General features: G+C 32.2%; 10 protein-coding genes. All 10 read right to left on the bottom strand.

From position 1 onward, the window contains the following. Positions 1-1,796: DUF349 domain-containing protein (locus ACIQZC_RS05395; RefSeq protein ID WP_396138216.1), on the bottom strand; the 1,796-nt coding region annotated here is incomplete at its 3' end. Positions 1,797-2,085: 289 nt separating this feature from the next. Next, positions 2,086-2,841: a shikimate dehydrogenase family protein gene (locus tag ACIQZC_RS05390; protein ID WP_396138215.1), complete on the bottom strand. Its 756-nt coding sequence runs from the start codon at positions 2,839-2,841 to the stop codon at positions 2,086-2,088. A 75-nt stretch (positions 2,842-2,916) separates the two neighbouring features. Then, entirely contained in the window at positions 2,917-3,567 is a 651-nt protein-coding gene (locus ACIQZC_RS05385) for a VTT domain-containing protein (RefSeq protein WP_396138214.1), read from the bottom strand. A gap of 12 nt (positions 3,568-3,579) precedes the next feature. Next, the gene (locus tag ACIQZC_RS05380) at positions 3,580-4,974 is read right to left on the bottom strand and encodes a tetratricopeptide repeat protein (protein WP_396138213.1); all 1,395 of its coding nucleotides are present in this window, start codon (positions 4,972-4,974) and stop codon (positions 3,580-3,582) included. Positions 4,975-5,127: 153 nt separating this feature from the next. Next, positions 5,128-6,318, bottom strand: coding sequence for an aspartate aminotransferase family protein (locus tag ACIQZC_RS05375; RefSeq protein ID WP_396138212.1), 1,191 nt, complete (start codon positions 6,316-6,318; stop codon positions 5,128-5,130). Next, positions 6,318-8,000, bottom strand: coding sequence for an OstA-like protein (locus tag ACIQZC_RS05370; RefSeq protein WP_396138211.1), 1,683 nt, complete (start codon positions 7,998-8,000; stop codon positions 6,318-6,320). The genes ACIQZC_RS05375 and ACIQZC_RS05370 overlap by 1 nt, the downstream gene beginning before the upstream one ends. A 164-nt stretch (positions 8,001-8,164) precedes the next feature. Next, positions 8,165-9,436, bottom strand: a complete 1,272-nt coding sequence (locus ACIQZC_RS05365; protein ID WP_396138210.1) for an adenylosuccinate synthase — start codon at positions 9,434-9,436, stop codon at positions 8,165-8,167. Positions 9,437-9,468: 32 nt separating this feature from the next. Beyond that, on the bottom strand, positions 9,469-9,903 hold the full coding sequence (locus ACIQZC_RS05360) for a Fur family transcriptional regulator (RefSeq protein ID WP_396138209.1): 435 nt from the start codon (positions 9,901-9,903) through the stop codon (positions 9,469-9,471). A gap of 98 nt (positions 9,904-10,001) precedes the next feature. Beyond that, positions 10,002-10,670: a hypothetical protein gene (locus ACIQZC_RS05355; RefSeq protein ID WP_396138208.1), complete on the bottom strand. Its 669-nt coding sequence runs from the start codon at positions 10,668-10,670 to the stop codon at positions 10,002-10,004. 11 nt (positions 10,671-10,681) lie between these two features. Next, on the bottom strand, positions 10,682-12,762 hold a 2,081-nt coding region (locus tag ACIQZC_RS05350), incomplete at its 5' end, for a RelA/SpoT family protein (protein ID WP_396138207.1).

The following is a 12,762-nucleotide window of genomic DNA, read 5'->3' as shown; positions in this document are numbered from 1 at the left end:
ATGTTATTTTCTAATTGGAAAATTTCACTTTGAACTTCATCAATTTTCTTTCTAATAAAGAATTGCTCTTGTTCTAAAGCTCGTTTATTGTCGTTTTCACTCAATTGCTCTAAACGGTTGCTAAAACGCATCATTTCAGTATCTTTTTTAGACATACTTAGTTTTTCAAACAAAGCATCTAAAATTTTATTGAATTTTCCTTCAATGTGTCTTCGGTTAAAAGGCACTTTTCCAAAAGTTTTCCACGTAGCAATATGCGCTTTTATAGCATCTAAATCGGCTTTGTGTTCTCCCACAAGGGTAAAATCTTTCAATTCGTCTAAAAAGGCCTTCTTCTTCTCAAACGCTTCTACTTCTTCACTGTTTTCTGAATTTCTAGCTTTATGCATTCGGTCAAAATAAGCGTTACAAGCAAGTTTAAAGTCGTTCCAAATACTGTCTGAATATTTGCGAGGCACATGTCCAATTTTTTTCCAATCGTCTTGAATTTGCTTCATGATTGGTGTTGTTGCATTAAAATCGTTACTTTCTTGAAGCGATTTCGCTTTTTCAACTAATGCTATTTTCTTTGATAAATTATCGTTTTGTTCGTGTTTAATATCTTTATAAAATACATTTTTATGAACATTGAACGCTCTTACTGCATTTTTAAATTTTGCCCAAGTCTCTTCAGTAACTTCTACTGGAACTTTACCTGCTTTGAAAAAGGCTTCACGTAAAATTTCTAACTTTTTAATTTGCCCTTGCCAACCACTATGCGAATCAATTTTTTCAGTTCCTAAAGCTTCAATTTGAACTATAATCTCGATTTTAAGAGCTAAATTTTCGGTCTCTTTACCTCTTGCTAATGCATATAAACCTTCGCGTTTATCATGCATTTGTTTAGTAATTTCGCTAAATTCATTCCAAATCACTTCTCGATGCTCTCTATCAACCGGACCAATTTCTTCTTTCCAAACTCGGTGTAATAATTGCAATTCGCGAAAAGCTTTCATTACATCTTCTTCATTCAACAAAGCAGTTGCTTTGGTAATTATTTGTTGTTTTTGCTCTAAATTATTTTTTAAATCTAAATCGCGCGCTTCTTTGTCTAAATGAATAACATCATAAAAACGCTCCATATGAAAATGGTAGTTATTCCAAAGAATATTGTATTTATCTCTCGGAATTGCTCCTGCATTTTTCCAACGATCTCTAATATCATTAGCCTTTTTAAACATGTCGCCTATCGAAGAATCACTAGAATCAATCAATTGTTTTAACTCTTCAATCAACGCTTCACGAACCGCAAAGTTGTGTTCTAAATTGTTTTGTAATTGTTTAAAATGTTTGTTTTTGTTGGTTTTATAGGTATTAAAAATCGAATCAAATTTATTTTTTAAAGGAAAATGATATTCAAAATCCACCCCTTCTTCATTGTTTTGCGCATTGAATTCTTCTCTTTTTTCATCAATGAAATGTTGGTATTTATCCGAAAAAACTTTTCTAATTCCTTCAGCATGGTCTTTTATAGCCATTACTTTCTCATTAGAAACTAATTTTTCAAGCTCATTGGTTAATTCTTCCATCGATAAGGTGTCATAATCAAGCATTTCAATTTCATGCTTTTCTTTTACCGAATCATCTTCGTTTTCTTCAGCATTCGAATTATCAATCTCTTCTAAAATTGATTGATTGCCTGATAAATCTTCTACTTCTGGTGCTTCAATTGGAGTCTCAATTTGTTCCTCCACTTGTTGTTCAATTGAGTCTTGTCCGTCTGCGTTTTGCAGGTTATCATGTTGTGCTTCTGACATTGTGTAAATGCTTAAGGTTACTATTAAGCCGTGAAGATAGTAAAGCACTATGAAAAATTCAAAAAAAAACGATTAATTGTGTTATTTTTTCTTTGAAACTAAAGGTTTTCGTATTTATGCAATCCATTTTCCCGCTATACGCTTTACAAGGTGTCGCTTCTATCGGGGTTAGATAGTTATCAAATGGCTTTCTTGGGATTGTATTTTTAGAACTATTTTTTAATTTGAACATAAATCGAATTTCAAATTTTACTTTTGCCTTTCATCTTTTGACTTTTTTACTCAAAAATTATTCATTCCAAATTTTCCAAGCCTTTTCTGCCTGAAAAACAAGCATTTCATATCCGTTTTTAGTTTTTGCACCGTGTTCTTTTGCTTTTTGCAAAAAAGTTGATTCTTCCGGATTGTAAACTAAGTCAAACGCGATATGTTTTTTGGTGAATAAAGAATAATCTAAATCAGGACATTCGGCCACATTAGGAAATGTCCCAACAGGTGTTGTATTAATGATAATTTGATATTCCTCAAAAATTTCAGCGTTCAAATCAGCATAATCAAATTGAAATTCATCCGGTTTTCGGGAAACAAAATCGTACTCAATTTTTAATTTTCGCAATGTATAAGCAACTGCCTTGCTTGAACCACCGGTTCCTAATATCAATGCTTTTTTGTGATGTTCATTTAAAAGAGGGATTAATGCTTTTTTAAAACCATAATAATCGCTATTGTACCCCTTTAATTTCTTTTTTTTTGAAACAGTTACACAGTTTACAGCACCAATTTTTTGAGCAGTTTTTGATAACTTATCTAAATATGGAATTATGGTTTCTTTATAAGGTATAGTAACATTAAGTCCTACTAATCCTTTTGTTTCGTTAATTACATCTGAAAATGATTTTATATTTGAAATATCATAATTGGTATATTCACAATTATCAAAATGTCCGATTTCAAATTTTTCAGTGAAATATTTTTCAGAAAAAGAATAACTAATATTATGGCCAAGAAGACCGAATTTTAGCTGTTTTTTATTTTTCTTTTTCATGTGTTTTAAAGTTTGAATGGCAGAAAACAAAAATAATAACATAATGCACAAAACAATGTTAGGGGAATGTTATTTTTATAACGACTTTCTTAGTTTTTGGGTCTTAATGATTTTAATTATAATGGGAAGTATTGAAATTAGAATAATAGATAATACTACCTTTTCAAAATTCTCTTTCACCCAAGGGACTTGCCCTAAAAAATAGCCTAAAAAAGTAATGCTTGTTACCCATACTACAGCTCCTGTTATGCAATACATAATGTATTTATAATATTGCATGCTACCTGCTCCAGCTACAAAAGGTGCAATTGTTCTAATAATGGGAATAAAACGCGCCATAATCACCGCTTTTCCTCCATTTTTTTCAAAAAATTGCTCGGTTTGTGTAATGTATTCTTTTTTTAGAAATAATATTTTTTCTCTTCTTTTTATGTAAACGCCAAATTTATTTCCAATAAAATAGTTAAGATTGTCGCCACAAAGCGCAGCAATTATTAATAACGGAATAATGATAGTCATGCTCAATTGTCCAGTGGTCGCTGAAATTACTCCAATAGCAAAAAGCATTGAGTCTCCGGGTAATAATGGCATTACTACAAAGCCAGTTTCCACAAAAACCACAAGAAAAAGAATAAAATAAATGAGGTTGTCGTATTCTTGAATTAGCCCTTGAATAACAGTCAACGGATCTTTTAAAAAATCTAATAAAAATTCAATTAATTCCATGCTTTTGTAGGGCTATTTTACAAATTTTGCAATCTGCTTTTGTACTTCTGTTCGTTCCCAAACCACTGGAAAATAATCTTTTAATAAAGTACGGTTATTGTAATTCAATCGCAATCCATTGTTCAAGTGAAAATTTCCTTTAATTGATTCATTTTTAGTGAAGTATAATCCAGCCAAACGGTATTCAATTTCATATTCTTCATTAAACAAGTTAGTTGCCTCTAATAAAATTTCGATTGCAGTTTCAAATTCACCTAAAAATTGTAAAACATCAGTCCAAAGAGTGAATGTGTCCAGATTTACATCGCCACATTCAAAAGCTTTTCTATAACCATACTCTGCCTCTTCAAATAAATGAAGAGCACTATTTACAGCAGCAAATCGTTTCCAATACATTGGATTTTCGCCATCAATACCAATGGCTTTATTTACATAATACAATGCTTTTTGAAAATCTTTTTGACGAATGTAAAAATCGGTAATCGCTATCCAGCCTTTGTCTAATAAAGGGTCTTCGTGAACCGTTTTTAAGTAATAACTAAGTGCTAATTCAATATTTTTTAGTCGCTCATAACATTTAGCCATACGCAACAAAACAAAAGAAGACGGATCGTCTAGTTCAATAGCAGTAGTATAACAATCAATAGCCTCCTGGAATTTTTTTAGTTTTTCAAAAGATTTTGCTTTTTCCATATAAGCTCCTAAAAAACTATCATCGATAATGGTTGCATATTCAAAAGCCCAAACCGCCTTTTCATAGTTTTTAAGGGCATAAAACTGTCTTCCTAATTGATGCCAAGCGACTTCACTGTAAGGATTATTATTTATGAATTTATCTAAATATACAATAGCCTCTTCATTTTGGTCTAAAAAATCGAAGCAATACACTACATTATATAGTGCAGAATAGTCCTCAGTATCTTCGTCTAAACATCTTATGAAGTTTTCTTTAGCAAGTTCTAAATTATCCATAAAAAGATATTCCATTCCTATCATTGAATAGACATCAGCATAATCATCGGTATATTCTAAAGCGATTTTTAGGAATTCAATAGCTTTATTGTGGTCGTCTTTTTTAGAATAAATATTGGCTTTTTGAATGTAGATTTCTTCGTTGGTAGGTTCAATAGCATATAGTTCGTTTAATAACTTTTCGGCTATATCTAATTTGTCTTCATAGACGAGCATTTCTACGTGAACGAGTTTTAATCCAGTAGATTTTGGATGTTGTTCTAAACCTAATTTTAGCGCTTTTTTAGCTAAATTCAATCGGCCCGTATCCATGTAATGAAGAATAATATCTTCAAACTCTTCCGAATCAAAGAAAAAAACTTTATTCGTTTTTAACATTGATTCAAATTTAGATAAGGACAAGCTATTTTCTTCTTCTTCCTGACTCAAATTCATAGCGCTTTATTTTATGATTTATCCTTACTAAAGGTATTTATATTTAAAGCAAAGTGCTATTTTAAAACAAATTGTTTTAAACAATTTAATTAACAATTTTCAATCTAAAATCAATCTTAAAAATCAATTTTAAATAAGAAAATTATTCGTTATTTACTTCATTTCGCTTGCAATCTCATCAAGTACTTCAATAATAATGCCACAACCTTTTCTTATTTCATCATGGCTAATTGTGAGCGGAGGGGTAATTCTAACGGCACATCCTTCAAATAATAACCAAAATAAAATTAATCCTCTTTTATGACAACGAAGCACCACTTCATTCGTGATTTCTGGAGTTTCTGTCATTGCAGCTAGCATTAAACCACGACCACGAATTTCTTTTAGTAAAGGATGAACTAAAAGACTTCTGAATAATTTTTCTTTCTCAAGAGCTTCTTGCATTAGGTTGGTCTCGGTAAGCTCTTGTAATGTAGCTAAACAAGCGGCAGCAATTACTGGATGCCCACCAAAAGTAGTAATGTGTCCTAATTTAGGATCGTGACTCAATAAATCCATCATTTGTTCTGAAGCTGTGAATGCTCCAACAGGCATTCCGCCACCCATTCCTTTTCCCATAACCACTACATCAGGAATGACATCATAATTTTGAAATCCGAATAGTTTTCCTGTACGACCAAATCCAGGCTGAATTTCGTCTAATATCATCAAAGCGCATACTTCATCACAACGTTGGCGTACTTTTTTAAGGAAATCATTATGAGGTTCAATAAAACCAGCCCCTCCCTGAATTGTTTCTAATAAAATTCCAGCCGTTTTAGTAGTAATTTTCTCTAAATCAGCTTCATTATTAAAGGTTATAAAGTCTACATCTGGGATTAATGGTCGAAAAATTTGTTTACGTTCTTCAAATCCCATTACGCTCATACTTCCCATTGTATTGCCGTGATAGGCATTGTGACATGATATCAACTGACTTCTTCCGGTAACTCTTCGGGCTAATTTTAAAGCGCCTTCTATAGCCTCAGTTCCTGAATTTAACAAATAGGTTTTGGTTAATGGATAAGGAAGGTTTTCAGCTAATAATTTACACAATTCGGTTGCCGGATGTTGAGCATATTCTCCATATACCATAACATGCGAATAGGTATCCAACTGTTTTTTTATGGCATCATTAACCCGTTGAGGCTGATGTCCTAGTGTACAAGCTGAAACCCCAGCTACAAAATCTAAATAGGCATTGCCATTCGTATCATAGATGTAAGAGCCTTTGGCATGAGATACTTCTAAGGATAAGGGATAAGGTGTTGTTTGAGCTTGGTATTTATAAAAATCTTTAATCATTATTTTACCTTTTCTGATTTAACAGGTTTTACTGTTGTATCTTTTGGTTTTGGATTTTTTTTATCGTATTCCAAAGTTTCTTTCAAAATTTCCATTGGCTTTTCTGCCTTGGTCGCTTTCTTTTTTGACTCTGATTTCGCTTTTTCATCTAATGCCAATTCTTCGGCAGGAAAAATATCCTCTTTGGTTAATATTCTTTCATCGCCACGCCAAACAAAACCTCTCAACTTACGTGCATTTTCAGGAAATTCATCTTCGGGATAAATATTACTTTCTGCGTTGTTAAAACCAGTCATGGTTTCAATCTTATTTTCGATCATTTCAGCATTAATTCGGCTGCAAACCGATTTCCGAATACCCACAAACTCATTTCTATCATTGTAAATATAATATATGGATTCGGCATTTTTAATAACATCAATTTCTTTCAATTTTTGGTCAACAAATTTACCATACAAATTTTGCCCTTTAATTTGGTTATAACCATTGAGACTTAATGAATCTTTTTGAATGATAAATGCGTTATTCAGCACTTTTAACGAATCTAATTGTTCTGTTTTGTTGTTGCCTATTAAGTGCATAACATCACCGGTCATTTGGTTATCATTGTTCCAAAGAATCGGTTTGCCAATAAGTTGAGTCAATTCATTTTTTGTGCTTGAATGCAACGAATCACATTTACCACTCATATCGGTTTTGTAGAATCGAACATTATTAAATGCTCTTATGATTCGGTTTTCCTTTGGTCCCGAAACGATAATTTTTTTGCCATGCATGAACATGGTATCTTTTTCAACTAAGGTTTTAACTAAAGCTTTTTTGGTTAAAATCATAGAATCTTTTTTGGTTTCGATATTTCGGTATAATTCGGCAAAATGGCCAGTAGCAATTACTTTGTTGACTGTATCCGTAATTTTAACATTATTAATTCCTCTGGAGTAATTTTTCTTTCGGTCATAGTACAAATCGTCGCCTACTATAATTTTATTGTCGTAGGTGATTTTTGAATTTTTGGTAAGTTTTCCAACATCATTTGTTGTATCATAAAATCCATTTTCGGTATAAATAACATTCTCATTACTGGTAATGGTTGAAGGACCAAACACATAAGCGTGACCCGAATTTTCATAAAAATCCAAATGATTGGTTTTAATGGTTGATTTTGGATTGGTTACGGTTACTGCGGTACTAAATTTGTATTTTTTTTGATCTACATAATAGCGACCTGATTTACTTTTTAACGTGTTTTCTTTATTGTGAATGGTTCCAAACGAATTGTAAAAGGCTTGTTGGTTTTTTTTGTCAAAATAAACGGTGTCGGTAACTAAAGTAGATTCTGGTGATCGCATTGACACTTCGCCAGTAGCATAAGCTAATTCAATTTTCGCATCATATTCTGCATATCTGCTGTTCAAAAAAATAGTGTCGCCTTGATTGATTTGAACATTTCCAAAAGCTTTTATATATTCTTCATCTTTAAAATGATACGCTTTGTTACAATTTATTTTAACGCCATTATGCAAAACACGAACATTTCCAGTAAACACAATTGCGCCTGGAATTTCGGTTTGATTCATGTCAATAAAATCGGAGTTTTCAATGATGATTTTCTTCTTTTCTTGAGCGAAAGAAAAGGTTATTGATACTACTAAAAATATAATAAAGAAATAGAATTTTTTCAAAATGCATTTATTTTGAGTCAAATTTAAGTAAAAACTAGAAATGCGGTTGATTATTAAGTTTTTTTTATCAGTTTTATTTTTGGTGTGTTCCAAAATAGTAAAAAAAAGAAAAAACTCGCTAAGACAATTACTGTTTTAGCGAGTTAAAAAAAAATAAAAAAAAATTATTTTATAATAGTTTGTTTTCTGTCAGGACCAACTGAAACTACTTTGATAGGAACTTCAACAGCAGCTTCAATAAATTCTATATAAGTTTTCAATTCTTGTGGTAATTCATCATAGGTTGTCATACCAGTCAAGTCAGCTTTCCAGCCTTTCATTTCGGTAAATATTGGAGTTACATTTTCAGGCTCAATGTTGTAGGGTAAATGTTGAATGGTTTTTCCTTTATAATTATATCCAGTACAAACTTGTAACGTTTCAAATCCTGAAAGTACATCACCTTTCATCATGTACAATTGGGTTACTCCATTTACTTGAACGGCATATTTTAAAGCTACTAAATCTAACCAACCACAACGACGTGCTCGACCAGTGACTGAACCAAATTCATTACCTACACTTGCCATAGTTTGCCCAGCTTCATTAAAATCTTCCGTTGGAAAAGGGCCACTTCCTACACGCGTGGTGTATGCTTTAAAAATTCCGAAAACGTCTTTTACTTTGTTTGGAGCAATTCCTAAGCCAGTACAAGCACCAGCTGCAGTAGTGTTTGAAGAAGTTACAAACGGGTAGGTTCCAAAATCAACATCTAATAAAGAACCTTGGGCTCCTTCGGCTAATATAGATTTTCCTTCTTTTAAAGCTTTGTTTAAATATTCTTCACTATCTATAAAAGTTAATTTTTTCAAGTCTTTTACCGCTTCAAAAAATTCTTCTTCCATTTCTTTTAAATCATATTGAAGATCAACATCATAGAAAGCAATCATGGCTTCGTGTTTATCTGCTAGTGCTCTATAACGTTGTTTAAAATCTTCTAGTTCTAAATCGCCAACACGCAATCCATTTCTTCCTGTTTTGTCCATGTATGTTGGTCCAATTCCTTTTAATGTTGAGCCTATTTTTGCTTTCCCTTTTGCAGCTTCAGAAGCGGCATCTAACAAGCGATGGGTTGGCAAAATTAAATGAGCTTTTCTAGAAATAAACAGTCTAGCGGTAACATCCATGTCAAATTTAGCTAAACCTTCAATTTCTTTTTGAAAAACTACAGGATCGATTACAACACCGTTTCCAATGATATTAATAGCGTTTTTGTGAAAAATACCAGAAGGAATCGTTCTTAAAACATGTTTGATTCCGTCAAATTCCAAGGTGTGTCCCGCGTTTGGTCCGCCTTGAAAACGAGCAATGATATCATATTTTGAAGTTAAAACATCAACTATTTTTCCTTTTCCTTCATCTCCCCATTGTAATCCGAGTAGTAAATCTACAGTCATTATGTGTTTATTTATTGTTTGTAGTTAGTTTTTTATTGTTTTTTAGTACCATAAAAGTACAGCGAATGCGTTTGAATATCAATACCAAAAAGTTCTTCCATGGTTAGTTTTATTTGTTGAATTCTTGGATCGCAAAACTCGATTACTTCGCCCGAATCGGTAAGAATAATATGATCGTGTTGTTTGTCAAAGTACGATTTTTCGTAATGTGCTTGATTTTGCCCAAACTGATGACGACGTACTAATCCACATTCTAATAAAAGTTCGATGGTATTGTATAATGTAGCTCGACTTACCCGATAGTTTTTATTTTTCATTTTGATGTACAACGATTCAATATCAAAATGCTCGGTTGCATTGTAAATTTCTTGAAGAATTGCAAAACGTTCGGGGGTTTTCCGATGCGCTTTTTCTTCTAAATAGTTGGTAAAAACATTCTTTACAATTTCCTGATTTTTGTTTTCCATTGCTTTGGTAAATGAAATATAAGCAAAGATAGTCAATCTTAGAATTTAGAGTTTAGAAATTAGAACTATTTTTGAACAGAGTTATTAAGACCGTATAATTATTGTTGAAAAATAAGGTTCCAAATTTCTGGTTTTAGATGCTCGTTCATCCAGTCGGGTCTGTATTCACCATTTCTAATTAGGGTTTGACCATTTGGTTTTATTAGTCCAAAAGAGCCACATAAAGTTGGATTTAAGAAAAGATTTTTTCTAAAAATATTACTATGATCTGAAAAAAAATATTCTTTTTTTGATTCAGGTTTGTTTTCTAATACAATTCCTTTTTCAAAGAAACATAAGAAAATTACATTTGACTTTCTTTCTATTTGATTTTTCAAGGAGGAATAAAAGTTTTTTCTTAAATTAATTTTTTCTGAACTTAAGTTATTAGAAAACCAATCTGAACAGGAGTCATCTATGTAATTGAAGTTAATTAAGAATATAGTAGAATCAGCGTATGTTTTATTCGTTATTTTTTCAATTTCAGATTTAAAAATTGAGTAATCAACTTTATAGGTTGAGTATTTTGGGGCATTATATTGATAGACTACTCCACTATCTGCTGTTTTTCTGAAGGCCATTGCGTTATCAGGATATTTATCAGATAGAAGACTCATGTATTTAATTTTAACCTCATTACCATTTGGATCAAGCCAATATTTTGCCGGACTTCTTTGTGCAAAAATATTCAAACTAAAGAATAGTATAATGAATGTAAATTTTATCATTTGTTTGAAATTTATTTATAAACCCTAGTAATTTTATCAATTCCATCAACTTTTCTGATGTTGTCAATCAGTTTTTTCAGAATGGTATTATTTTGCACGACAACAGTTACTTGCCCTTTAAAAATACCGGCTTCGCTACTCAATGAAATGCTTTGAATATTCACGTTCATTTGATTAGAAATTACTTTGGTCAGTTCGTTCGTCAAACCTAAAGTATCCATACCGGTGATTCTTAAAACTGCTTTAAATTCTTCTTGCGATGAATCAATCCATTTGGTTTGAATGATTCGGTAAGCATAGTTTGATTGTAAACTGATGGCGTTTGGACAATCTTTTTTATGTACTTTAATTCCTTCATTTATGGTTATGAATCCAAAAACTTCATCACCAGGAATTGGATTACAACAAGTGGAAAGTTTATAATCTAGTTTGTTTTGCTCAACACCAAAAACCAGCATATCAAATTTCTTGTTAAGTTCATTTTTTCGAACTTGTTCTGATGATGCGGTGGGAGTTCTTTTTATTGTTTTCTTGAAAAAATTAACAAGTGTATTGCTTTTTTGAGCTGCAAAATCTTTCAATTGCTGGTTCTCAATGGTTCCTATACCAGCTCTGTAAAATAAATCTAAACTAGTGTGTAATTTAAAAAAATTAACAAGTTCGTTCAGTGTTTGTTCATTCAGAGTTATTTTAAGATGACGTAATTTTCGTTCTAATAGCTCTTTTCCTTCCTCGGCAATCTTTTTTGTATTTTCGTTTAGAACATTTTTAATTTTATTTTTTGCTCTTGAAGTAGTCACATAATCAAGCCATTGCGAAGTTGGTTTTTGGTTTACCGATGTAATAATTTCAACTTGATCACCACTATTTAGTTCATAATTCAGCGGAACTAATTTTCCGTTAACTTTTGTTCCTCTTGTTGTTACACCAATTTCTGAGTGGATGCTAAAAGCAAAATCAAGCGATGTAGCACCTTTGGGTAGCGATTTAATTTCGCCTTTGGGTGTAAATACATAAATTTCCTTGGCATACAAATTCAGCTTAAAATCTTCTACAAAATCAACTGCATTACTTTCCGAATTTTCAAGAGCTTCTTTTAGTTGGTTAAGCCAAATTTCTAATCCATGTTCTTCGGTAGCGCCATTTTTATATTTGTAATGTGCTGCGTAACCTTTCTCTGCAACTTCATCCATGCGTTCGCTTCGCACTTGAATTTCTACCCAGCGCCCTTTTGGACCCATAACGGTGATATGAAGCGCTTCGTATCCTGTTGATTTAGGCGATGAAATCCAATCTCGTAATCTACTTGGCGAGGGTCTATAATGATCGGTTACGACTGAATAAATTTTCCAAGCAATGAATTTTTCGTCGTGTGGATTTGATTTGTAGATAATTCGGAGTGCAAATTTATCGTAAACTTCGTCAAAAGTAACGCTTTGCACTTTCATTTTTCTTCGAATCGAGTAAATGGATTTTGGTCGACCTTTTATGGTAAATTCGATTCCTTCTTCTTGTAATGAAGTACTTAAAACATCTGAAATCGTTTTAATATATTCGTCTTGCTCTTCTTTAGTTTCCTTGATTTTACTAACAATATCATTATAAACAACAGGTTCAGTGTATTTTAAACCTAAGTCTTCAAGCTGTGTTTTAATATTATATAGTCCAAGTCGATGGGCTAGAGGGGCATAAATGTATAAGGTTTCTGATGCAATTTTGGCTTGCTTATAATCGGCCATGCTGCCCATGGTTTGCATGTTGTGTAATCGATCTGCAATTTTAATTAAAATTACACGAACGTCATCATTCAAAGTCAGTAGCATTTTCCGGAAGTTCTCCGCTTGCATTGAAATCTCTTGATCGGTTTTAACCTTGGAAATTTTTGTTAATCCTTCAACTAATTGAGCTATTTTTGGATTAAACATTTTTTCCATGTCTTGCACTGTAATGTCAGTATCTTCAACAACATCATGCATTAAGGCTGCAGCAATAGAAGTAGCACCTAACCCAATATCTCGAGCTACAATTTTTGCTACGGCAATAGGATGAAAAATATAGGCTTCTCCCGATTTTCTTCTTTGGTCTTTATGAG

The sequence above is a fragment of the Flavobacterium sp. genome, assembly GCF_044338735.1.
Lineage (GTDB): Bacteria > Bacteroidota > Bacteroidia > Flavobacteriales > Flavobacteriaceae > Flavobacterium.
Note: the sequence above shows the minus strand (reverse complement) of the source record. Positions and strands in the feature narration are given on the sequence as shown.